Below are 25,032 nucleotides of genomic sequence, written 5' to 3'. Positions count from 1 at the left end.
TAAGAAAATTCAGATTTTACCTACTATTATATCATTCTTTATATTAATGCCATAACAAAAAAAGAGCCACTTGGCTCCTTTATTACTCTGATAGGTAGTTCTTAACATCATATTCTTTTTGCTTTTCCTCTAACCATGTTGGATATTCAGTTGTCATTTTCTCGTCTAGTAAAATTCCTTTTATATCTTCTTTACTCTTTTCGAAGTTTGCTTCTGCGGCTTCTTGAGTGTCAGTTACTTTAATAATATGATAACCATAATCAGATTTCACTGGATCACTTATTTCATCCACTTTCATTGAAAAGGCCGCTTCTTCAAATTCAGCAACCATACTTCCTTCACCAAAGAACCCTAAATCTCCACCTGATTCAGCTGAAGCTGTATCTGTTGAATACTCTTTTGCCAGCTCAGCAAAGTCTTCACCATTATCAAGTTTCTCTTTTACTTCTTTTGCTGTTTCTTCATCTTCAACTAGGATGTGACTTGCTTTTACCTGCTTCGTTTGTGCAAAAGAGTCTTTGTTTTCATCAAAATACGTTTGCATTTCTTCTTCAGTAATCTCGATTTGAGGTTCTAAGAGTTTTTCAATTTTAAGATTAACTTCAATATCTTCTTTAATATCATCCTGTGTTAATCCACTTGATGTTAACTGTTGTTCAAATGTTTCTTCTCCACCATAAGAGTCAATCAACTCTTGCAGCTCTGCGTCTATTTCCTTACTTGAAACAGTTATCTTCTCTTTTTCCACCTCTTGATTAATCAGGTTTTTTGTAATTAGTGTGTCTAAAGCCGCTTCACCGTTTTGTTCAACAAAAAATGTATATAAATCGTCCTTTGTCAGTGATTCACCGCCAACCTTAGCAACAACATCGCTGCGAGTTGATAAAAAGATAAAAACAGCAATAGCTGCTACTATTAGGACTGCTAGAATAGCTAATGTTTTTTTACTTGCAAATATTTTTTCAATCATCAAATTCTCCTCAATCTTATTTATTGTTAACCTTCATCTCTCTGCTATCTACTATAAGAGACAAGTATGGGATAAATATGTACGAATTATGGGAAATTGTAAAAACAAGCCCCATTTTCAAAATAAAAAAGACTCCTAAACGGAGTCTTTTATAGAGCTGCTTCTGCAGCGTTATGCTTATTTTTGAACGTTAGCAGCTTGTGGTCCACGAGCTCCTTGCTCTACTTCAAAAGTAACTGTTTGGCCTTCTTCTAAAGTTTTGAAACCATCACCTTGGATAGCAGAGAAGTGTACGAATACATCGTCTTGTCCTTCAACTTCGATGAAACCGAAACCTTTTTCTGAATTAAACCATTTTACTTTACCTTGTAGCATTGTTTTTCCTCCTGTGTGGAATCTAACGTCCACTTTGTATTACTATTCTTGCTAGACAACGATTCATCAAGAGGAAAACACTTTTTAAAGCTACTTCCATCTCTCAATCTTATCCGAACAAAAATAATTAACTCAATTCTAACACTTAATTTTGTTTAAATCAAGGAACTGGGCAACCTTTTATACACAAATATTCGATAATATCCTACATATTTTTCACTGAACAAAGCGGTAAAATAATTAGATATTATGCTCGTTTAAACGGCCACCAGTTTGCTGCACCAAAAGTTTTTACCATGACAGGTATGAATAATGGGAGCACGATTAACGCGTATAAGAATAAGCCTGTTAAGATGATAGCGGCAATTTGAATAAGGGAAAGCATACCTGATGGAATCATTGCAGCGAAGGTACCACCCAGGATAATAACAGCTGAAATGATAACTGTTCCCATCTTCTTCATTGCCAATAACATCGCTTGACCTACAGATAAATCTTTGTATTCATTAAAGCGGTCCATTAAGAAAATACTGTAATCAACTCCAAGTGCAACAAGGATGACGAATGCAAAGAAAGGAACGGCCCAACTAATACCTGTGTATCCCAAAATATTCACGAAAATCACTTCATTTATTCCCATTGCCGTATAGTACGTTAAGATCAAAGAACCAATAATATAAATCGGCATAATAATGGAACGGAATAAGAATACAAGAATAATAGATATACCGATTAACATTAACACAACTGTGCGTGAGTAATCGTTATTTGACATCGTGTTTAGGTCGGCATTCGTACTAGTAATTCCGCCAATTGCCACCTCGGCATTTTCAAGCTTTGTATCTTTTGTTGCTCTCTCAATTGCTGCATTTACCTCATCCATTTGATTAATTGCCTCATTTGAGTATGGATTACTTGAGAAGATTACATCAAATGTCATGACTTTACGATTATTAGACATATAAGTATTCAATGACTCCTCAAAGTCTTCACTTTCTAAAACCTCTTCAGGCAGATAAAAGCCAGCTGAATCATCTGATTTAGACAAATCAGCTAAGTATTCCTGTGCTGACCCTAGCCCATCTGAAACTTGGTTTAATCCATCAACACTTTCACTTAGTCCATCTGTTAGCTGGCTCATTTGGCCGTCAAGGTCGCCAAATCCGTCCAAGAGCTGTTGCTGACCATTTGTAACTCCAGCAAGACCATTTGTTAGCTGTGGTATGTTATCCACAATTTGTCCCTGACCATCAGCCAACTGATTTAATCCTGCTTGCTGTTGTTCAATTCCGGCAATTAATTGGGATAAGCCTGTGGTAAGGTTTTTTTGGCCATCCACTAGTTTAGCAAAGTTTGTGTTTGCTAGATTTATACCATTCACCAGTTCATATAAGTGATTATTTAACTGATCGATAGTACCTGCTAAGACAGGTAATTGTTTATTTGCTCCAATAACAGCTCTTTTTATATCTTTATAATCTTGATCATCTTTTAGAGTAGGATAGGCTTCATTTGCTTCTAGCTCTCCAAATTTACCCTCTATTGAAGATAAAGCGACTGATAGACTAGAAACACCCTTACCAACTTCTGCATAATTCTTATAAAGAGCATTTAGAGGTTCCTCAACTTCTTCATATCCGGCTAATAGTTGAGCACTTCCTGCTTGAAGCTTTTCTGCTCCTGCCTTTGCTTCTTCTAACCCTTTTTTAATTTCTGTGGATCCAGCTGATCCTTGACGAATACCATCTTCAATTTTTGAAAGGTTTGTTTGAATTTCCGACATTCCTGAATTGATTTTCGTCGTCCCTGTGATCAACTCGTTGATGCCGTCTGTTGCATCTTTCAATTGTGGTGAAGAGTTTGACAGCTCACTTTCAGCTTCTGCAAGTCCTTCACTTATTTTCCCTATCCCCTCATTTCCTTCTCCAAGACCTTCTTCAAGTGTTTCTACTTGTTTTGAAACATAGAAATCTTCTATTTTCTCTCCAGTTGGCCTCGTCACAGAACGAACGGAATCAACAAGGTCAACCTTTTCCAGCTCATTACTAATCGTTTCTGCCAAAGCAATGTATTCAGTTGAATTCATTTCTTCATCATTTTTTAATACAACTTGTGTTGGCATAGATTCACCAGGACCAAAGCTGTCAGAAATTGCGTTAAATGCTTTAATAGAATTCACATCAGAACCGATTTCTTCTAATGAGTTGTAAGATAATTCTCCATCATAGGTGATTAAGAACGGCACACATACTGCTGCTACGACTAACAAAGCAATGAGTGGTCTTGCTAATGAAAATCTACCTACAATTTCCCAGAATTTACTGTCCTTATGCTCTAATGTGCCTTTTGAAGGCCAGAAAACTTTGTTACCTAATACAGCCATAAAAAACGGTACAACCGTAAACAATGCAATGAGTAAAATAGCTACACCCACTGCTACAGCTGATGCTGATTGGTAAAGTTTAAATTGTGAAAATCCGATTGCTGCAAAGCCAATCATAACGGCTACACCGCTGAAAAACACTGTTCTTCCAGCATTACGATAGGTTTCAATGATTGCATCTACAGTGCTCTCTCGCTGGGAGAGCTCTTCTTTAAACCGACTAAGAAGGAGAATACAATAATCTGTTCCGATACCAAACAATACGGCTACTAAGAAAATTTGTGTAAAGTTAGAAATTGGAAAATTAACTACATCCACAAGGATCGCCACAATGGATTGTGATGCCAAATACGTAAGTCCAACTGTAATTAAAGGAATAATAGGTGCTATGACCGATCTAAATACTAATAATAAAACACCAAGAATAAAAACAACTGTTATTCCCTCAGTTTTCTTTAACCCCTCTTGTGAACTTGTCATCACATCCTGATCAATCATCCATCCGCTTGTGTAATAATGTTCAACATTTACATCTTCAATTGTCTCATACAATAATTCTGAGATTTCACTACCTTCACGGTCATTTCGATTTATACTAATCGATGCTAGTATCGTCTTACCATCATCAGAAACAAGCTGTTCCTCCAATGCTTCTTCATTAAAGTGAGTGAGGATATTCGCTACATCTAATTCTTTATTTTCCTCCAGAAGGCGAATAGCTTTCTCTGCCTCTTTGATTTCTTCATTTGTTAGCTTTTCTTTATTATGAAAGACAAGGGCAGCGGTTATTTCATCACCAACACTATCTTGTTCTTGAACCTCATTTAAAATCTCTTCAGCTAAAGATGAGGAATAGCCTTCGGGAACACTTATTTGTCCCTTCTCACTAACGAGGTCACTCATATTAGGGGCTAATAAAAACAGACCAACAACAACTGCAATCCACCCAATAATAACGAACCATTTCCCTTTAATTATTGCACTCACAGTTATTCCCCCATTTTACAATCTTTTAAATTATCTAATTGCTCATTTAACTTTTCATACGTCTCAATGAACGAAACAATTTCTTTTTCATCAAAGCTTGTGATAATGGATTCCACAAGCTTATGAATTTTTTCTTCTGTTTTTTCAAATAAGACTTTACCTTTATCAGTTAAGGTTAGATAAATAACACGACGATCGTTCTCATCACGTGTTCTCTTAATCAATTCTTTTTCTGTTAAACGATTAACAATAGCGGTAATCGCACTTTTCTTCACATCAAAAACTTCAGAAAGCTCTGTCGATGTACATGTACCAGCTTTATGTATATAACGAAGTGTGTAATGCTGGTCATTCGTAATTGTGTCACCAATGCTCTCTTTAATAAGATTTTCTGCTTTTTTTGTCACTGCAAAACTAACATTGACATAGCGATTTATTAAATCTTGTATCAAAATATCATTCATTGGATATCAATCCTCCAAAAATTAATTAAACAATTTAACTATTAACGTGTTTAACTATAAAACGACTCAGCCTGCTTGTCAATAATAATCATATTCAACCAGATACAAAAAATTCTCTGCCTCTGATTCAGGTTCCGAGGACATGAAAAAAGAAGGAGTTTATATCTCCTTCTTGGCTTTCACATGTTCAATTGTTTCTATTGCGGATTGCAAATATTGCTTATATTTCATTGCCTCATCTGATTGATGTGTATGTAGTGCCTGTTTTATTCTATGAAAATTATCAATTAAATGATCTTCTTTCATCCCCCGGGATGTTAACACATTATTCAACCAAAGAGCATAGTCAGTGAAAATCTTTTCTTCATTAAGAGAAAAGGCTGTGTCCAGATGTTTAAAATGATGATGATTATCTTCCCTGCATTTATTTTTGCCAACTTCTCCATATTTTTCAACTAACATTGGAAAAGCCTTATAAATCCCCTCAACTACTTCATCAATAATAGCTTCTACAATTTCCTTTTTCATTCCGCCACCACATTAAACCTTTGCACAATCGGCTTAATCGCAGCCAACTCTTGATCAGGATAATTCTTTTCCAATTCATGTACTTTTTTATATGCATCACTTGTTACCCAGTTTACATAGTCTTGCTTTTTTTCCCATATAATTTGTACAGTTAATTCACCTGGCTTAACTTCATTTTGTAAGAGTTGAAATGATGTAAAACCGTCATATTCATCGACTAATTTAGATCTTGTCTGATAAATCTGAATAACCTCTTCCGCCTTCTCTGGCGGGACATGGAATGTTGAATGAACAATATACATGTGAAAATCTCCCTGTCTTTATATTATTTTGTCTACTTTTCATTATAGTTCAAGATACGACAGGTGAAAACTGATATCCATTCACCTTAACACGTCATACTCTGAGAATTTTAAGAAATACTAATACTAATATTTAAAATGAGTGGAGGTAATTATTGTGGAAAAGATGCCCCTTACTTCAATAACGAGTGGAATGGGTTTTGAGGTTGTACCAGATGTTTATTGCTTTTCTGTTCAAATCGTTAATATCATTTTTGTCGGGAACCCTAGAGAATCTAATGAATTTATATTAATAGACGCAGGTATGCCTGGTTCAGAAGAGATTATTATAGCAGAGGCTAAAAAGAGATTCGGTGAAAACTGCCGACCCTTGGCAATTGTTTTGACTCATGGGCATTTCGATCATGTTGGTGCATTAAACGAATTACTGAAAATATGGGATGTTCCTGTATATGCACACCCACTCGAACAACCGTACTTAACAGGAAAAAGTGATTATCCACCGCCAAATCCCAAAGCAGATGGTCTTGTTGCAAAAATGTCACCCTTATTTCCAAGGCATAGCATAGATATAAGCTCTCAATTAAGGTTATTTAATGGTGATGGAAGCATATCATGTTTACCAAACTGGCGTTTTATTCACACCCCTGGTCATACACCTGGACATGTTTCCTTATTTAGAGACAGTGACAAGGTCTTAATTGCCGGAGATGCGATAACTACCGTGGAGCAGGAATCTTTATACGATGTTATCACACAAAAACAGGAAATGCATGGACCACCTGCCTACTTCACCCTTGATTGGGAAGCAGCCGAGCAATCAGTGAGAAAAATTGAGGCCCTTCACCCCGAAATCGCTATTACCGGACATGGTCTGCCTATGACCGGAAATGAACTACAAAGCAATTTACGCATTCTAACAGACAACTTTGTACTCACAGAAATTCCTGAAAACATTAAACAATCAGGCGATATTACGTTAATGTAGGAAAAATATAATTAAAAGTAAGAATTCACCATTTTGTTTCTATCTTTAATTGCACCACCATACAATATTATATGACAAATTCCTTAGGAGGGTCATCATGATTGTTATTGGTAACCGTGTGGTGGATGCAATTACATTAAAATCCTCCGATTTTCCACCAGAAAAAAATGAAATGATCGACAAAATGAGTCGTTATCAAGAAAACTATTCCTTTTTAAATAATCAGCATTTTGAATTCAACCTGAACCTCCGTTACAGCATCATACAAGCCGCTCGTCATCTATTAGCTAGTAAAGCAAAGTTCGCAACCTTTGAAAGAGCCAGATGTAATGAACAGTATTGGCATTTAACTGAGCAGGGTGGATTTAAACTAAGAGCAGGGATAAGCCCTTCCGTTGCCATATCAGATATTTTTCACAATGGAAGAGAATATGCATTTGAGTGTGCAACAAGTATTGTCATTATCTTTTTTAAGGCTGTACTCGACTCGATTGACGTTTCTCAATTTAATCGTATTTACCAAGGCATTTATCTGCGTGACTGGCAAACTGATAATGACTTGCCGATTTTTACCCGACGCGGAAATGATTATATTCCGGGGGACTGTTTATACTTTGATAATCCTCAATTTAATCCCCAAACCCCCCAATGGCAAGGAGAAAATGTGATCGATTTAGGAAACGATCTGTACTTCGGACACGGTATTGGAATAAAAACTTCTGATGGAATTATAGAATCCTTAAATAAACGCCGAAAGCCATACCCGACAGAATCTGCTTTTCTTCTTTCACAAGTTACAAGACTCGATGATCAATATCTCTACCGTTTTTCACTTTCAAGGGAAAATCTGATTACTCAGTTTATTGATACAAGAACAATTGTTGGAAGGATTGGTTCGCAAAGTTATTATATCTAGTTTAGATTTACGCAAAAAAAGCACCCGTTTTAATACCGGTGCTTTTTCATAATTGATGTTGCTATTTTTCTTTTCTGCTTTTAAATAATAAAAACATGATGAATGTTATGAAAAGGGAGAAACAGGTATATATGATAACCCATATAAAAAATGTTTCATTAAAATAGAGTAACATCAAAAAGGAGAAGAGGACAAAGATAAGCGCTGGTGGTACATATATTTTCCTAGTAATGATATATCCAACAATGGAAGTTATGAAGACAACCCCAGCGAAAATAAAAAGGAGAGTATACAATTCCATATGTCACCTCATAAGCGTACTGCTCTTACATTCCTCTCATTTTACCATAAAAAAAGTATTGGACCCATTCATCTATGCCAATTCACCTATTTGTCATAAACTTTACTTATTTAGACCAGCAGCTTTTTAACATCCTTTGAGATAGAAATTTCGTTGTCTCGGTCCATCAAATTCACAGAAATAAATACCTTGCCATGTTCCTAGTAAAAGATTCCCTCCGGAAACGATAACCGATTGGGATGTTCCGACCGTACTTGCCTTCATATGTGCCGCTGTATTTCCTTCCGCGTGAAGATCCTTCACGACTTTCCACGGAAACATTTCATCAAATCGTCTTATCATATCTGTCTTAACATCCGGATCCGCATTTTCATTAATTGTTATACCAGCAGTCGTATGCGGACAATATACAAGCACTTGGCCATCTTTCATTTGCTGTTCTTTAACAAAAGCTTGGACTATATGAGTTATTTCGATCATTTGGTCGCGTTGATGAGTCTCAATCGTATACTTCTTTAACATCTAGACCACACCTCTCATTGGAAATCTATCCCTAGTATATACCATTAAAAGTGGGAGTTAAAACATATTCCATAATTGGCTTAATTCATTTTAAGTTACTTGTTATCATCACTTTCTTCTTCACTTGGAATGAGGATTTGTCCACTCCAATCCTTTTTCAATAATGTTTGGAGAATGAGTTTCGAGAGCTTACTTGGCTGATAAGGTTTAATTAAATACTCATTTGCGCCTAACGCTAAACCTTTCTCCTTTTCATCCAGTGCAGTAGATATAAAAATCGGGATCGATTTTAATTCCTCAATAGCTTTTAACTGTTTAATCATTTCCCAGCCATCTATCCCTTTTTCTTCCAACATGATATCAAGGACAATGGCGTCAGGCCGCTCTTTTTTTATTGCTTCTAAAGCAGACTCTCCATTACTGTAGGTCTTAACATGGAAGTTACTTTCTTCAAGCTCCGTTTGTAGTAAATTTGCCAGACTGTTGTCATCTTCAACAATAATGACATTTACTTTTCCTTTCTGCGATGGAACACCTTGGTTATTTATTACCTGCTCTCTATTCCCCATAACTAACGGAAAGCTGACTGTAAAGGTACTTCCTGTTTTAAGTGCAGATTGAACAAATACATCCCCATCATGGGCCTTCATGATTTCTTTAACGATTGCCAAACCTAAGCCTGTTCCCCCAATTCTTCTCCGATCAGAATTATCCACTCTAAAAAACTTGCTGAATAATTTACCAATTGCTTCTTCCGGTATGCCAAGTCCTTCATCTTTTATCGATATGTTTAAATTTGCACCTTCTTCATAAACTGTAATCAGTATGTTTCCTCCATTTGGAGAATACTTAATTGCATTACTTATTAAGTTCGTAAAAACCTGGCAAATTTTATCTTTATCACCTAAAACCATTGTATTAGAAGTTTGTACATCATATTTGATTGAATGACTTGGATGATTCACTTGATGTGTTTCAATGATATTGGAAATGAGAGGAACTATATCATCAAACTTTTTATCGTACGTTTGTTTACCAGCTTCCATTCGTTGAACGTCTAAAAAGTCATTAATAAGGACAGTCAATCGTTTTGCTTCTTGGAAAATTGTCGTTAAATATTTCTTTTGCCGATCAGGTTTTAATTCTCTATTCAACATTAACTCTGTAAAACCAAGAACACTTGCTAGTGGTGTTCGTAATTCATGGCTTACGGTACTTACAAACTCGGATTTCATGACATCGACTTCATATTCTTTTGTAATATCACGATGGACAACGACCGTTCCGAAATTCTCCCCATCTCTTGCAAGTGGTTCACAGTATACCTGAATGACTCGATTAGTTGGACTATGTTGATGGTATACAAACGATTGACGCTCTGTTTTACCTTGAATCAAGATTTGGTCAAAAAACTGTTTTAGTTCATGGTGATTATCTACTTTCTCCAATATCATGTTCAACCAATTTTTATAGGAGCTCTGAATCAAAATGTCTCTTTGGCAATCAATCATGTCACACATCTTTGTGTTAACCTGTAGGACAGTACCATTTACATCAATTAACTGAATACCCTCATTAATCGTATCCAGAATATCCTGAGTCAATTGACGTTCCCCTTCAGATAATTCAAAGATTTGAATTTTATCTAATGAAATCGCAATTTGTTTACTTAAGCCATTCAATTCACCTAATTCATCATCAGTAAAGGCTTGATCTAATCTTGAATACACCATAACAGCTTCCATGAGTCCAGATGAAGATAAAACAGGCATATAAATGTCATAGCAATAAGATGCTTGAGTATGAAACCCTTTTTCTTCCTTTTCACATTCCCGTTTAATGATAAAAGGCTCTCTTTTCTCCTCTAGCCTGATCATTAAGCCTGAATCCAGGTGTGTAATAAATTGTTTTACCCCTTCTTCTGATACTCCAAAGCTTGAATGTGGAAGACCACGGCTCAACAGGACTATTAACCCCTTATCTGCACCTATTACTTCACACATCGTTTCCACTATACTCTTTAATACTTTCTCTTTATTAAGTGAGTTTGCCAGTCCATTTACTAAATCATTACGGCGTTTAAGGTCAAGCTCTCGTTTTTGAGTTGTCTCTAACGCTTCTTCAAGCTCAGTTTGCTGTGCTTGTAACTCATCCTGTTGAGCATGCAACTCCTCATTTTGTGCGCTTAAATCCTGTTCTTTGTCCTGAATGCTTTTTGTCATTTTTTCAAAGGCAACGGATAGAAGACCGAGTTCATCTTGACGATTAGTGGTGTCAGTGAAAAGTATTGGGTTACCTTCCGTAATTTCACCAGCAGCGACCGTTAATTTTTCAAGTGGATCTCTTATACTTACAAGCATTCTTCTCGTGAAAGTAGCCATACTAACGATTAATAAAAAAAGCAAAATTCCAAATATGACCTGGCTTATGAATATTTTATAATTGTGAGTATCATGAAGACTCGAGAGCTGTTTCTCCAGACTCTCATTGTAATCCTTGAAGTTTGCTTGATATAACCTAATTGTATCTGAAGCATTTTGATCGATTGCTATTTTATAAACTTCTTCATATTGTTTATTATCATAGAGTTCTTTTGATTTTGGCATAACGTCTTTAAAATAATAATCAAAAAACCCCTTAGTTTGTTGCAAAAACAGTTCATCTTCTTCATTTTCAATTACATTTTTTAACTGTGATATACTTTCATCTACTTTTGTTTGTTGTTCAAGGACCTTATTGTAATAGGTTTCCTTACCATTGTATGCAAAATAACCCCGCATTTCAGATATGGCTAGGTTGAACGAATAATCCAACTCCGATGCAATATAATCCTTTTGTTCCAAACTATCATTTACTTTTTCAAAATTTTCATTGATGGCTGCTTGGTAGATCATTAATCCTGACATCAATAAAGTAAAAGCTAAAATAATCGAAATCGTCAACAAACTAAATTGCCTTGCTAAACTTGTTTTTAAATATTTATTCAGCTTCACCTAAGATCTCCTCGATTCTTTCAACAAGCTGAATGGGACTGAATGGTTTTGACATAAAAAAGTCAGCACCAGCTTCCAACACCTTTTGTTGATCTGATGTTTGACTTTTTGCACTTAGCATCATAATCTTTGTTTGAATTTGATCATTTCTTATCATTTCGATTAATTCCAAACCTGTGTATACAGGCATCATATAGTCAAGAAGAATAAGATCATAGTCATTTTTTCTGATCAGCTCGTAAGCCTCTTCCCCGTCACACGCTTCATCAATGATATATCCTTCATCTTCAAGTGTATCTACTACAAGCATGCGTAACACTTCTTCATCCTCTGCAAGCAATATCCTTTGCATCATAAGTCTCTCCTTTGTTAAAAATCTCAGACCCGATTATTGCCCATATCGAGTCTGAGATTTTCTGTATTACTGTCATTTTATCCTTCCAAATGCTTCTTGTAGGTAGTCATAGGATTTTTTTAGTCGTTCGTGGTAGATTGGTTGGTCCCAATTATCCCATGTATACTCAATCCAGTCTCCTTTTGCTGATGGAATTTGCTGTACAGCTTCTTTGTTTTTGCTTGATACCACTATTTTGGCAAAAATAGAATCAATTGTTTCCGAGTTCTCTTCTAAAGGTTTTCCAGTCCACAAATCACCTGTAATTTCTTTCTGACTAGGGTCTTTTACATTCAACATTAGCCACGGCAAGCGGAGTTCAAGTGTTCCGTCTTTAATATAAAAATCCGCTAAAGAATTGGAATTTTCCATTTCCGGATTGCCAATACCATATGTTAATTTCCCCGTTTCATAGTCTGAAAAAGGAATAGTAAGTTGTCCCTCTTCTTTCTTTATCGTCAATTGTTTATTAAGTGTTAAGCGGATTGGGTGATACACCCCATTATTTTTTTTGTTCGCATAATCCTTCATTGGGATCATTTCGAGTAAATTTCCATAATGATAATAGAATGTGTCGTAATAGCTATCAATTAGTACTCTTGAAGTTTTTTCTCCATTAAGCTCTACGACAAAATCAATTCCATTTTCCTTCACACTTCCTGCACTTGGAATAGTGGACTGACCTTGTTCTTTTATTGTGTCTAACAAGATAGACGTACTAAATTTCTCAGAGTCCCACTTTTTTTCATCATAGTCAACACGGATAAACACTCCTTGTTCATCACTAGACATAAATACATTTTTAATGAGATCCTGCTCTTTAACCTCTACAACGGGTTGTTCTTTCCGTTTCTCCCAATCTGAGGTTTCTCCATCTATAAGAAGTTGCTTTTCTTCTGTATCAGGGTCAAAACTCAGCAAACCAAAATGTTGTTCATTCGTTTGGATATTATCCCAGAATGGTCTGCGGTTAGGATTATCATAATCCATTGTGTTCCACGTTCGTTTGAACCACTCATCCTGCCAGGCAAACACAAGTCCACCAGCCATTCCTTCTTCAACAATATCTTCATATAAAGAAACCAGATATTGACCCTGCTCTTGTTCTGAATGATGACCCTGGTCATATCCATATACATTTTCATGCGTTAAACCTCTAGATGCCGGGATGCCATACTCAGCTACTACTATCGGCATTTCGTGATGTTTTTTCATATCTTCTAAATACCCTGCGTAGTTGTTTTTTTCACCGCGATGATCAACATAGTTCACGTACTTTTCTTCATAATTTAAGAAATCCGGGTAGTAAGGATAAATATGATATGACGCAAACATACCTGGATAGAAGGCTTCCTTCGCCTTAATATGGTTTGGATTTACTGACACCATATCTTCCTCTTCACTAGGTTCAGCAGGATGCTCTAATAAATCTGTTGTTACCCAGTTTGTAAAACTCATAGGATGCTGCCAGTTATAGGTGTCCGCCTCATATGTTGCCGTATATTCCATCATTTCAGCTAGCCATACTTCAAAAGGTGATGAGTCTGAGGTTGTGAAGTACTTTCCATCATAGCTTGTTTTATCCGGATATTTTTCATTTGTCCTCACAACAGCTTTAGGATCCCACTCAACCCCAATAACCCAGCCTAATAAATATGGAGACAAGTCATGAACATATTTTCCACTTGCATGTCCAGCTCTTTCTTCAATGTCAGCATTTCCGTGAATGATATCAATTGTCCGTTGTATCTCTGCTTTAAATTCATCCATTACTTCTGGATCATATGCTGTTTTTTGCTTCTCCTCATCAAAAAAGACATCTTCATTAACCCATACTCCATGGAATAAATAGATTGGATCCTCCCGGCTACTATTATGTTCATACAAGGCTTGGTAAAATGCAGGTGGATGAATTGTGTATACACGAAGTGCATTTGCATTCATTTCACTTATTTGATCAAACCATCGTGCATATTCTTCCTTTGTAATACCGGTTTCTCCCGGGAAAGTACCTGGTTTAGCAATTCCCAAATTCACGCCTTTTATCAGCATGTCTTCCCATTTTCCATCTTTATATAGTTGAAGATATTCTTCACTCGCAGCACCTGTCAGTTTTATACCATCTTTTGTAAGGATTTCAGGTTCAACGAGTTTATTTTTCTGGTTAGTGGCAGCCCCCTTCTCATTCGTTAAAATTTCCTTCATCAACGGTACATAAGCTTTCCAAAAGAAAGTGTCTGTTCTCCCTTCTTGTTCAAACGAAAATAACTTTTGCCACCATGACAGCCCATTCATTTGATAAATACTTGGAACCTTTTCTTGATCAACAAAATCACCTGCAAAGTAATAGGTATCATAAGATTGATTTTGATGATGAATAACGGCAGGGAATTGAGTTGGAATCTCATAATCTACTAACTTTTGCTTTCCACTATCTGTTAAAGGTAATTCAAACGTCGCTTGGACCTCTTCCTCATTTCTCGCATTCACAATATCAAACCAATAATTATACTGAACAGCCTTTTTTATATGAAATTGTTTTTGCCCATTGTCTGTTAATTGAAACAAAGCATGGTTTTCTGCCATATCTTTTTCAGTTAACACAACAACCTGATCTTCTTCATTAACAAAAACAAAGCCATTACCTTCATAGTCAAAAGGTTCATTATATTGGATTTCATAATTTTGTTTCACCCAGACAGGCACTTCACCATTAGTTAAATCATGAAAATACCTTCCCATCCAGCCAGTCCATTCCAAATTCAATAATTGGTAAAATTCTGCTCTGACATTTTCCTCAGTCGGTGAACCAAATGTATTAAACTCTGCAATTAAAGTTTGATTATTTTCAATTAATGAGTCATTTAATAATTGAATCTCCTCTTGTGTTATACCTCCATATAGAAGCTCAGAACGCTTCCCTTCCTTGTTACCGCTCATATATTCATCCTCATAAACGCCATATCCATCTGCAAGATATAAAATATCATAAGAGGATAAATCTCCCGGTAGCTCTCGGGTACGGAACTCAGGAGGATTGTCAGTTGGGACAAACCCTACATAATCCTCCTCTTGATCATAATTGTCTGTTCCATCCTTTTTCAACTTTAAATGGTTAAGAATCCAGGTCAATCCTTTATGTTCACGGTAAGATTGATCTGGTACTGTTTTATCAATTATAAGTACGTTAAGATTTTGACTTACTTTTAATTGCCATGTCCAAAAAGGAGATGAGAATAGGATAAGCAGCAATAGAACTCCAACTGTTAAGAATACATTTTTTTTAGTCATTTGACACACCTTTTCTTACCATTTCTCCCCAACCTTTTTTCCCAATTACCATCTCTATCATTCCCTCGACCCTCCATATAACAGTAAGGGGACGGTACCAGAGTGTTTCTGTCATTGAAACTAAAAAAAGAATAACAAAATGCTTTACTTTTGGATATCTTTCCATACTCCACTCCTCAAGTAAAACAGATGCCATGGAATAAATAGATCCATAAATTAGGGAGAGAAGGAAAAAGATAATGGCGAACTCTAAATATATACTGCCTGTAAATATAGAAATAATTAATATGATATAACCGATTAACTCGACTAATGGTCCTAAAAACTCAACAAAAAAGAAATAAGGCATTGAAAACATTCCTATTGACCCATACTTAGGATTAAACATGAGTTTTCGATGTTTCCATAGACTATCAAATAACCCCTTGTGCCATCTTTTTCGTTGTCGCCGTAAAAATTTAATAGACTCTGGAGCTTCGGTCCAACAAACCGGATCTGGTACATAGATAATTTTTTTATTCGCCTTTTTTTCTTTAATTAATCGATGAAGACGAACAACTAACTCCATATCCTCCCCAACAGTATGAGCATAGCCTCCTGCGTCAATCACCCATTTCTTTGAAAAAACACCAAAAGCGCCTGACACAATGAGCAGCAAATTGTTCTCACTTAATCCGACTCTACCTGTTAAAAACGCCCGGAGATACTCAATAATTTGCATTATAACAAGTGGTTTTCGCGAAAGTTCTACGTTAACGAGTTCACCGTTTTGGATGTCACATCCATTTGCAATTCTTATACTACCACCCGATGCAATCACTTCATCATCAGATTCAATGATCGGTTTTAGAACTTTCAAGAATGCATTACGCTCGATAATTGAATCTCCATCAAGAGAGCAAAAATACGGATATCTTGATAGATTTATTCCAGCGTTTAACGCATCTGCCTTCCCTCCATTTTCTTTGTCGATAACGATTAAATTCGGGTAGATCTTGGATTGATAGATTCCTTTTACTTTCTTTGTTTCCAATTGCTTTCGTATAACACGATTTATTTTCACCATTTGAAAACGATCGATTAGCTTTTCTAAGGTATCATCTTTTGAACCATCATTGATGATAATGATTTCATATTCAGGATATTCAATACTGATCAAAGAACGTATACTCCCATAAATTCCGGCTGATTCATTATAAGCCGGAACAAGAATGGATACCGGTTTGGTAAACTCTGATTGCAATAATTCTTCATAAGGCTCAATCTCGTCAAGTTCATATGTTTTTCGAATATGGAAAAGAGAAATGATTAACATTCCACCATAAACTGCAATAATCATAACCATATAAATGACAATAACCCAACTGCCGACAACTAAGAAATTAGACCAATTAATCATCATCACCGCTCTCTTTACTTATCCATTCCTGGGCCATATCCCTGGCAAATCCATCTGTTGTTTCCTCTACTACGCTCTTTAATCTATTAATTCCACCTTTGAATTGCAGAATCGCTTTAGCAGCCTCGGCTCGAACAACATACTCCTGATCTGAGAGTAACGTAATAAGTTGAGCTTCAAAAACACTTAACCTCCTTACTCCTGCTACCTTTGCAGCCATCATACGCACCTGCCAACTTGAAGATGAGAAAAAGGCACTTAATATCGTTTCATTGATCGGCGCACCTGTATAGGCATAGGCTTTTAATGTTCGTATTTTGACTTCTTCATCATCACGTTGAAGCAATTTTTCAAGGAGAATGTGGTGATGCAAATATTGTTCTTTTCCAATGGTTTCAATGATCATATATTGTGTTTGTTTAGGTAATGTATCAAAGTCATTGACTAATTTATTAAAGGATTCCTCTTCCAAGAGAGAAAGAATAGATAACAAAGCAAAATCAGAAATAGTTGCATCTAATTCTTTCAAATAATCAACTGTTTTTTGATCATTAAATTTAGCAAATAACCTTAGGATTTGAATTTTCTCAGGAACAGTTATATCCTTTTTCCGATACAAATCGTGCAATAGGTCAATCAAATGATCCATGTAAAAATCTTCAATCGAATACAGAGCATTCATTCTTAAGCTCCATCGCTTTTTCTTTAATTTATCAACAATATATTTTGTTAAATGCCTTTTAGCAAAATCACTTATTCTTTGCTTAATATCTTCACTATCCAATACATCCGAGTATTCATTTAGCAACTCTATAAGTGCAATAAATTTTTCCTGACTTCCATCTGGATTTAAAGGACCCTCATTGCCTGATTGTAAAAGATGAAACATATCTAAACGATATGTTTCTTTATATCCCTCAATTTTTTTTCTCGTTTCATTACCAATTTTTTTTTGTATAACCAAGTATAGAAATAGCGTTAACAAAAGGAAAAACAATCCAAGAAAAAAGATAAAAAGAAAACTGAGACTTACTTCAATCATATTATTTCATCCTCTTAATTAAATGACCTAAACGTGTTTCAAGCTCTAAAAGCTTAAATGGCTTTGTAATATAATCATCCGCCCCTAATTGCAAAGCCCTCGTGATGTCATGTTCGCTTTTACGTGATGTTAACATCATTACGGTAAATCTCTCTTGATACGAAAGCCCCCTAAGCTTCTGTAACACTTCTAATCCGTCCATTCTCGGCATCATACCATCTAAAATAATTAAATATTGCTCATTATTATTCAGATGCCAATCTGCTTCAATAAATTCCATTCCATCTTTAAATGTCTTAATATCAACAGTGAAACCGTCCGTAAACTTACTTTTACCAATTAAATCCTCCAGCATTGTTCGGATGATTGGATCATCATCCACGATCCCAACATGAATTGTTTTCTTCTTAATTTCTTTATAATCAATAGCCGCTACCTTAATTTGATTTCTCCCGGCCTGTTTTGCTTCATAAAGGGCACCATCAGCAATTTCAATATTCCTTGTTATATCCGTTTCACTTGATTGAACTTCATGTATCCCTGACGAAAATGAACAATAAAACTCTTCTTCATTTGCTTCAAAAGGGATGTTGGAAAATTCCCTTAAAATTCTTTCTAGTACCAGCTTTGCTTCGTTGGCCTTTGTCTCTGGAAGAAGGATGATAAATTCTTCTCCTCCATATCGGATAATAATGTCATTAACTCGCAACCCTTTTCTTATCGTATCAGCAAACGTTGCTAAAACCTCGTCTCCCACGGTATGGCCATATGTGTCATTTACTTGTTTAAAGTGATCAAGATCCAGTAAAGCGATACAAAATGATACTCCCCTTCTTTTAAAGCTACTTACAAAACGTTCATATGTTTGCGCTAAAAACTTACGATTGTATACTCTTGTTAGTTCATCAATTAACATGACATTATCAATTGCTTGTTTTCTCTCTAATTGTCGATTTATTCGGACAATAAACTCTTCAATGTCGATTGGTTTTTGAATAAAATCATCTGTACCTAATCTATAACTTTTCATTCGCGTCTCTTTTGAGTGATCAACGCTGATCATAATTGTTGGTATAAACTGTTGTTTCATCTTTTCTTTAAGTTGTACCAGCACGTCAAACCCATTTTTATCTTTCATGTGAATATCAATGATGACACAATCTGGATTTAAATCATAATAAGAGTTGATCGCACGATCAGGATCAGCTACAGCTATGACAATCCAACCATATTTTTCTAAATGCTCCTTTACGTACATTAACAGAGCTGTGTCATCATCTATAAGTAAAATTAGTTTTTTATCTTCAAATTCGCTTTTTCTCTCAATAATTTCATCAATATTGGAGTATTCCTCATAATAAATAATGGAAATAAGAGGTAGTAGAAAAGACTGTAACTCTTCTTTTTTCCACTCTCTTTCTTCATCCAAACTTATTTGCTCCATAAGCTTTCTTGCCATATCACCAGCTACTGTAAATCCAATCGTTGAAGCTGTTCCTGCAATTGAATGCAAAAATCGATATACTTCTTTATGTTGAATAATTTCCTTTTCATTAAGCCATGATTCAAGTTGTTTTCTTACGTTTTTTACCAATAATTGAAAATATTTATTCATTGGTCTCTCCCATTAATCACTATTTTTTTCTAAAATCTTACTTTTAATGATGAGAATGTATCATATAATGGACAATTTTACTAGAAAAAACTTTTTATTTTGACAAAATTCGACTTTTGTCCTACACATTAAAGAGGTTGGATCAACTACTATATTACAAAAGACTCTCATTATTCTCGATTACCTTGGGAAAAAATCGCTATAAACTTAAATAGTTGGAGCAATGATATAAGTGCAGCAGCTACATATGTTAAAGCAGCAGCATTTAAAACTTTACTAACACCCCGTTCCTCTGCGTTTGTTATATAACCCTCAGATATCATTAACTGCTTTGCTCTTGAACTTGCATTAAATTCCACTGGAAGTGTAACAAGCTGAAAAGCAACCACAGCCGAGAAAAAGATAATACCTAATCCAATTAAATTTAAGCTCCCTAATAAAAACCCTCCCAGCAATAAAAATGGGGCAATACCGGATGTGAAATTTACAATGGGAAACATTTTATGACGAAGTACGAGTGCTCCATATGCCTCACTATGCTGGATGGCGTGACCTACTTCATGAGCAGCAACAGAAACAGCAGCTATTGATTGGCTGCCATAAACTGAATCCGATAGCCTGACGGTTTTTTTCATTGGATCATAATGATCTGTTAATGATCCTCTTATATGTTCTACCGGTACATCATATAACCCATTTTGATCTAATAAATTTCTGGCTATTTCAGCACCTGTCAATCCTGAGGATGCATAGACTCCGGCATATTTCATAAAATTCCCTTTCACCCTGAATTGAGCCCATAATGAAAGTCCAAAAGCAATTATAATTAAAAAATCCAATGGATGAAAAAACATCGTATTTAACCCTCCTATAAGTCGTAATCATTAATTATAGTTTGGGCAAAAGCTTTATTTCTACCATAGAAATTTAATTTCCATGAATTTCGCAAGCTATATCTAAATGTGTACATACTAAACATACCTGTGTAGGATGATCGTCATTTAAAGGAAGTGAAACAGCTTGAAATTAAATGAAGAAGAAAAAAAACTCTTAAGCGAAGCGATAGATAAAATGAACGAAGGATTAGATACGTTTATCGGATTTTATAATGACTCTGAAGAAGATATGGCATTAATTGAATTTACCGAAGACACGATCGAAACGATTGAAAAGGCCATAAGTTTCTACGGAAAAGAGGAAGTAACAGCAAAAATCAATACCATTGTAAAAGAAGTATTATCTTTTATACCGAATAAGAAAGGAGATTCATAATGGCAAGAACAAATAGAACGATTGTTCAGTGGTTACGATGGCCAATTCATTACCGAATTACCATTATTGTTCTCCTTATTGTACTTATATTTGGAGAAATCATTTCACTTGTGGAGCCTGATGAATTCCCCACAATTTTTGATGGAATTTGGTGGGCTGTTGTCACTGTTTCAACTGTAGGATTTGGAGATTATGTTCCACAAACATATGTCGGCAGAGGAATTGCTATGCTCATGATATTAGCAGGAGCAAGCTTTGTAACCGCCTATTTTGCGAGTGTGTCTACAGCAGCAATAAAAAGGCAGCATTCTTATTTAGAAGGAAGAGTACGGTTTACCGGAAAAAATCATGTTGTATTAATTGGATGGAATGAGAAAGCAAAAGAAATGGTTGAATCTCTTCAAACAGTTAAACCTTTTAAACAAATTGTCCTTATAGATGAATCATTAAAAGAATCTCCTTTAATTGAAAATGTTCATTTTATTAAAGGAAATCCGATACATGATGATACCTTATTAAAAGCAAAGGTGCTGGAAGCTGATGCAGCGATCATAACCGCCGACCAGCACAAAAACGAACAAGACGCTGATATGAGCTCCATTCTAGTCTTGTTAGCTTTAAAAGGGATTAACCCTAAACTTTATTGTGTTATTGAGATATTAACTGAACAGCAAACGAATAATGCAACAAGAGCAGGAGCAGATGAAATCATTAAAACCTATAAACTAACAAGTCATTTGATGATGAGCAGCTACCTGGCAAAAAGCGGGCTATCATCTTTTTACTCGGAGTTTAACCCGGCCAACGGGAATTCATTCAAAGTCATACCTGCTGATCAATGGTTAATAGGAAAAACATTTAGAGAAGCAAGTTATGAACTATTAGAAAATGAATCCATTTTAATTGGAATAAAAAGAGGAGAAGAAGCAAAAGTAAATCCGCCTCTCTCCTTTTCAATTCAACAGGATGATTACTTAATTGTCTTTACCCACTAATCCAATAATTCAGCCTCAAGCTCTTTCACAAGCGCCTTCCCTAAATCAATATATCTTTTAGGGAAGGTTGCATCCTTATCAACAGGCTCCTGAAACTGATCAAAGGAAGCACTAAAGTTTCCAATATGAACGTGGTCATCTAGACCAATTTGATATTTATGTGATAAAAGAAAAGGTGTTCCAAGCTTAACTGTTGTATTACGTGAGTCAAGCTGCCCATCTACCGATGTAAAAGGAATTCTTAAAAATTGATAGCCAACTTCTGAATCAATTTTATAATCAAAAGACCCGTGGTCATAATCCCAATTTCCCCCAATATCATATCCCAAAGGCTTAAGTGTTTGTTCTAAATCATATAATTGAAATGTTTGTCCTTCTAATCTTGAACGAACCTCAATCATGGCAAACCCTCCTTTTTCTTTAGATTTGCCCATTTATGAAAAAACATGCTTTCGTGCAGCACACAAATTAAAAAGGCCGACAATTACATTTGTCAGCCCTTCATTATACAGATTATTTTTCTAAACGTTTTTCAAGCTCAGCTTTCTTCTCTTCAAAACCAGGTTTACCAAGCAATGCAAACATATTTACTTTATATGCTTCAACACCAGGTTGATCAAATGGGTTCACTCCTAATAAGTAACCACTCATCGCACATGCTTTTTCGAAGAAATACACTAAGTAACCAAATGTGTACTCGTCCATTTGTGGAATAGATACAACTAAGTTTGGTACACCGCCGTCAGTGTGAGCAAGCATTGTACCTTGGAATGCCTTTTTGTTAACAAAATCAACTGATTTTCCAGCAAGGTAATTTAATCCGTCTAAATCACTCTCTTCAGCTTCAACAATTAGCTCATGGCGAGGAGTTTCAACATTAATAACTGTTTCAAAAATGTCGCGACGGCCTTCTTGAACATATTGACCTAATGAATGAAGATCTGTTGAGAAGTTTGCGGAAGAAGGATAAATTCCTTTTTGGTCTTTTCCTTCACTTTCACCAAATAATTGTTTCCACCATTCAGCAAAGTATTGAAGACCCGGCTCATAGTTAATAAGCATTTCAATTGTTTTTCCTTTATTATAAAGAACATTACGTACAGCCGCATATTGGTAGGCAGGATTTTCTTCAAGCTCTGACTTACCAAAGTCATCACTAGCTGCTGCTGCCCCTTTCATCATTGCTTCAATATCCACTCCAGTAACAGCGATTGGGAGTAACCCTACAGCTGTTAAGACAGAATATCGTCCACCAACATCATCAGGAATAATGAATGATTCATACCCTTCTTCTGTTGCAAGCGTTTTAAGAGCACCACGTGCTTTATCTGTTGTTGCATATATACGTTGTTTTGCTTCAGATTTTCCATACTTTTCTTCAAGAAGCTTTCTGAAGATACGGAACGCTAATGCAGGTTCAGTTGTCGTTCCTGATTTAGAAATAACATTGATTGAGAAATCTTTACCTTCTAATAAATCATGAAGATCCTTCATATATGTAGAACTGATGTTATTACCAACAAAGATCACTTGTGGAGTTTTTCTTTGTTCTTTTGATAAAGAATTGTAGAAAGAATGGTTCAGCATTTCAATTGCTGCGCGAGCTCCTAAGTATGAGCCGCCAATTCCAACAACAAGAAGAACGTCAGAATCATTTTTAATTTTTTCAGCACTTTTTTGAATACGTGCAAATTCTTCTTTGTCATAGTTTTTCGGTAGATCTACCCAACCTAAAAAGTCACTACCAGCGCCAGTTTGTTCATGAATAGAATGGTGTGCTACCTTTACAAAGTCACGTAGGTATGTAATTTCATGTTCGTTAAAAAAGGATAAAGCATTAGAGTAATCAAAGCTTACATGCGTCATAACAGTTTTTTCCTCCATTATTCATCTTATAATATAGCTTAATATCACTTTATCTAAACTAATAAGTTAAATCAAGCAAAGATCTTTAATGTAAACGTTATCATCAATCTTTTATTTTTTATACTTTAAATCTTTGCTCTTTTTACAATGACATCTTTTCACGCAAAGCAAACACGGAGTAACTTCCTTATTACTCCGTGTTTTAACTTTATAAAGAAGCAGTTAAAATATCAACTACATCTTGTTTGTTTAGTTTATTAAAGTTTCCAAATTCACCGTTAACCATGGCTTTGTCTGCCATTAAATCAATATTTTCATCGTTGATATTATAATCCTTTAATCGACTAGGAGCACCAATGCTACTCCAGAATTCACGTAATCGATCTATTCCCTCTAGCGCAACCGTCCGGTCATCTTTACCAGTTTGATCGACATCAAACACGTTAACGGCAAGCTGAACAAAGCGAGAGACATTCACATCAAGATTATGCTTCATCCAGTTTGGAAAAAGAATCGCCAATCCACCTGCATGTGGTATATCATATACTGCTGATACTGAGTGTTCAATATTGTGACTTGCCCAATCTCCTCGATATCCCATTTGCAGCTGTCCATTTAACGCAATAGTACCAGAATAAAGAATGGTTTCGCGCAGCTCATAATTCTCTAAATCATCAATTAAATTTGGTGCTGCTTCAATAACTGTCTTAAGTGTTGATTCGCAAATGCGGTCTTGTAATGGAGTATTTTTTGTATGATGAAAATATTGTTCAAAAATATGTGACATCATATCAACAATTCCATAGACCGTATGATCCTTTGGAACCGAAAATGTATTAACAGGATCTAAAATTGAAAATTTAGGAAAAGTTAGCGGACTTCCCCATCCGTACTTCTCTTTTGTTTCCCAATTTGTAATAACAGATCCTGAATTCATTTCTGAACCAGTTGCAGCTATTGTTAAAACTGTACCAAATGGTAAAGCTTCTGTTGGAATGTGTTTCTTTGTGACAATATCCCAAGCATCGCCTTCATATTTCGCCCCGGCAGCAATCGCTTTTGTACAGTCAATAACACTGCCTCCACCCACAGCTAATATAAAATCTATGTTTTCCTCCTTACAAATTTCAACTCCGCGATGAACCGTTGACAATCTTGGATTCGGTTCCACCCCGGCTAATTCAAACAATTGAAGATTGGATTTATTCAGTATCTCAACAACTTGGTCATATAGACCATTACGCTTAATGCTCCCTCCACCGTATACAAGGAGTACATTCCTTCCATACTTAGGAACCTCTGCTTCTAATTGCTCGACTTGTCCCTTACCAAAAATAAGTTTTGTGGGATTATAATATGTAAAGTTTTCCATTCATTATCGCCTCCATATTTAGATTATGTAATTTTCACGTTTTCTTGTAAAGAAATG

General features: G+C 35.6%; 22 protein-coding genes. 4 read left to right on the top strand and 18 right to left on the bottom strand.

Going from position 1 to position 25,032, the window contains the following annotated elements; genetic code table 11:
* Positions 1–82: 82 nt before the first annotated feature.
* The 6 genes from BK577_RS11150 to BK577_RS11125 all read right to left on the bottom strand — a co-directional run bounded on the left by BK577_RS11150 (position 83) and on the right by BK577_RS11125 (position 6,009).
* Entirely contained in the window at positions 83–970 is an 888-nt protein-coding gene (locus BK577_RS11150) for a peptidylprolyl isomerase (RefSeq protein ID WP_078432944.1), read from the bottom strand.
* A gap of 177 nt (positions 971–1,147) precedes the next feature.
* The gene (locus tag BK577_RS11145) at positions 1,148–1,345 is read right to left on the bottom strand and encodes a cold-shock protein (RefSeq protein WP_026558957.1); all 198 of its coding nucleotides are present in this window, start codon (positions 1,343–1,345) and stop codon (positions 1,148–1,150) included.
* Between the two features lie 247 nt (positions 1,346–1,592).
* Positions 1,593–4,715, bottom strand: a complete 3,123-nt coding sequence (locus BK577_RS11140) for an MMPL family transporter (RefSeq protein WP_139367297.1) — start codon at positions 4,713–4,715, stop codon at positions 1,593–1,595.
* Positions 4,716–4,717: 2 nt separating this feature from the next.
* Positions 4,718–5,179, bottom strand: coding sequence for a MarR family winged helix-turn-helix transcriptional regulator (locus tag BK577_RS11135; protein ID WP_078432943.1), 462 nt, complete (start codon positions 5,177–5,179; stop codon positions 4,718–4,720).
* Positions 5,180–5,338: 159 nt separating this feature from the next.
* Positions 5,339–5,707, bottom strand: coding sequence for a hypothetical protein (locus BK577_RS11130; protein ID WP_078432942.1), 369 nt, complete (start codon positions 5,705–5,707; stop codon positions 5,339–5,341).
* Positions 5,704–6,009, bottom strand: a complete 306-nt coding sequence (locus tag BK577_RS11125; RefSeq protein WP_078432941.1) for an antibiotic biosynthesis monooxygenase family protein — start codon at positions 6,007–6,009, stop codon at positions 5,704–5,706. The genes BK577_RS11130 and BK577_RS11125 overlap by 4 nt, the downstream gene beginning before the upstream one ends.
* A gap of 166 nt (positions 6,010–6,175) precedes the next feature.
* On the opposite strand from BK577_RS11125, the gene BK577_RS11120 reads away from it, so the two are divergent.
* Together BK577_RS11120 and BK577_RS11115 are read left to right on the top strand one after the other, a co-directional pair.
* Positions 6,176–6,997, top strand: coding sequence for an MBL fold metallo-hydrolase (locus BK577_RS11120; RefSeq protein WP_078433540.1), 822 nt, complete (start codon positions 6,176–6,178; stop codon positions 6,995–6,997).
* 97 nt (positions 6,998–7,094) lie between these two features.
* On the top strand, positions 7,095–7,913 hold the full coding sequence (locus BK577_RS11115; protein WP_078432940.1) for a protein-glutamine gamma-glutamyltransferase: 819 nt from the start codon (positions 7,095–7,097) through the stop codon (positions 7,911–7,913).
* A 61-nt stretch (positions 7,914–7,974) separates the two neighbouring features.
* On the opposite strand, the gene BK577_RS26815 is transcribed toward BK577_RS11115, so the two are convergent.
* The 9 genes from BK577_RS26815 to BK577_RS11070 all read right to left on the bottom strand — a co-directional run bounded on the left by BK577_RS26815 (position 7,975) and on the right by BK577_RS11070 (position 20,324).
* Positions 7,975–8,214 (bottom strand): DUF2651 family protein, encoded by a 240-nt coding sequence (locus BK577_RS26815; protein WP_078432939.1) that lies wholly within the window; start codon positions 8,212–8,214, stop codon positions 7,975–7,977.
* Positions 8,215–8,340: 126 nt separating this feature from the next.
* Positions 8,341–8,736 carry a secondary thiamine-phosphate synthase enzyme YjbQ gene (locus BK577_RS11105; protein ID WP_078432938.1) on the bottom strand — a complete coding sequence of 132 codons (396 nt, stop codon included), beginning with the start codon at positions 8,734–8,736 and terminating at the stop codon, positions 8,341–8,343.
* A gap of 95 nt (positions 8,737–8,831) precedes the next feature.
* Positions 8,832–11,729 carry a hybrid sensor histidine kinase/response regulator gene (locus tag BK577_RS11100; protein ID WP_078432937.1) on the bottom strand — a complete coding sequence of 966 codons (2,898 nt, stop codon included), beginning with the start codon at positions 11,727–11,729 and terminating at the stop codon, positions 8,832–8,834.
* Positions 11,716–12,081, bottom strand: coding sequence for a response regulator transcription factor (locus tag BK577_RS11095; protein WP_078432936.1), 366 nt, complete (start codon positions 12,079–12,081; stop codon positions 11,716–11,718). Before BK577_RS11095 ends, BK577_RS11100 begins: the two co-directional genes overlap by 14 nt.
* 75 nt (positions 12,082–12,156) lie before the next feature.
* On the bottom strand, positions 12,157–15,414 hold the full coding sequence (locus tag BK577_RS11090) for a hypothetical protein (protein WP_078432935.1): 3,258 nt from the start codon (positions 15,412–15,414) through the stop codon (positions 12,157–12,159).
* On the bottom strand, positions 15,407–16,816 hold the full coding sequence (locus BK577_RS11085) for a glycosyltransferase family 2 protein (protein WP_425435928.1): 1,410 nt from the start codon (positions 16,814–16,816) through the stop codon (positions 15,407–15,409). Before BK577_RS11085 ends, BK577_RS11090 begins: the two co-directional genes overlap by 8 nt.
* A complete protein-coding gene (locus tag BK577_RS11080) occupies positions 16,806–17,855 on the bottom strand; it encodes a HEAT repeat domain-containing protein (RefSeq protein WP_078432934.1) in 1,050 nt (349 codons plus the stop codon). Before BK577_RS11080 ends, BK577_RS11085 begins: the two co-directional genes overlap by 11 nt.
* Position 17,856: 1 nt before the next feature.
* Positions 17,857–19,470: a GGDEF domain-containing response regulator gene (locus tag BK577_RS11075; RefSeq protein WP_078432933.1), complete on the bottom strand. Its 1,614-nt coding sequence runs from the start codon at positions 19,468–19,470 to the stop codon at positions 17,857–17,859.
* 170 nt (positions 19,471–19,640) lie between these two features.
* Entirely contained in the window at positions 19,641–20,324 is a 684-nt protein-coding gene (locus BK577_RS11070) for a zinc metallopeptidase (RefSeq protein ID WP_078432932.1), read from the bottom strand.
* 166 nt (positions 20,325–20,490) lie between these two features.
* On the opposite strand from BK577_RS11070, the gene BK577_RS11065 reads away from it, so the two are divergent.
* Together BK577_RS11065 and BK577_RS11060 are read left to right on the top strand one after the other, a co-directional pair.
* Positions 20,491–20,742, top strand: a complete 252-nt coding sequence (locus tag BK577_RS11065) for a hypothetical protein (protein WP_078432931.1) — start codon at positions 20,491–20,493, stop codon at positions 20,740–20,742.
* Positions 20,742–21,737 (top strand): potassium channel family protein, encoded by a 996-nt coding sequence (locus BK577_RS11060; RefSeq protein ID WP_078432930.1) that lies wholly within the window; start codon positions 20,742–20,744, stop codon positions 21,735–21,737. The genes BK577_RS11065 and BK577_RS11060 overlap by 1 nt, the downstream gene beginning before the upstream one ends.
* Here the strand turns inward: BK577_RS11060 and BK577_RS11055 are convergent.
* From BK577_RS11055 to BK577_RS11045, 3 genes are all read right to left on the bottom strand, one after another.
* Positions 21,734–22,138, bottom strand: a complete 405-nt coding sequence (locus BK577_RS11055; protein WP_078432929.1) for a YugN-like family protein — start codon at positions 22,136–22,138, stop codon at positions 21,734–21,736. The genes BK577_RS11060 and BK577_RS11055 overlap by 4 nt on opposite strands.
* A gap of 112 nt (positions 22,139–22,250) precedes the next feature.
* Positions 22,251–23,603 carry a glucose-6-phosphate isomerase gene (locus BK577_RS11050; protein ID WP_078432928.1) on the bottom strand — a complete coding sequence of 451 codons (1,353 nt, stop codon included), beginning with the start codon at positions 23,601–23,603 and terminating at the stop codon, positions 22,251–22,253.
* A gap of 208 nt (positions 23,604–23,811) precedes the next feature.
* Complete coding sequence (locus BK577_RS11045) at positions 23,812–24,975, bottom strand: iron-containing alcohol dehydrogenase (protein ID WP_078432927.1); 1,164 nt, start codon at positions 24,973–24,975, stop codon at positions 23,812–23,814.
* Between the last annotated feature and the right edge of the window lie 57 nt (positions 24,976–25,032).

The sequence above is a fragment of the Metabacillus halosaccharovorans genome, from assembly GCF_002019635.1.
Taxonomy (GTDB): domain Bacteria; phylum Bacillota; class Bacilli; order Bacillales; family Bacillaceae; genus Metabacillus; species Metabacillus halosaccharovorans.
This window is presented reverse-complemented; position numbering and strand designations above follow the sequence as displayed.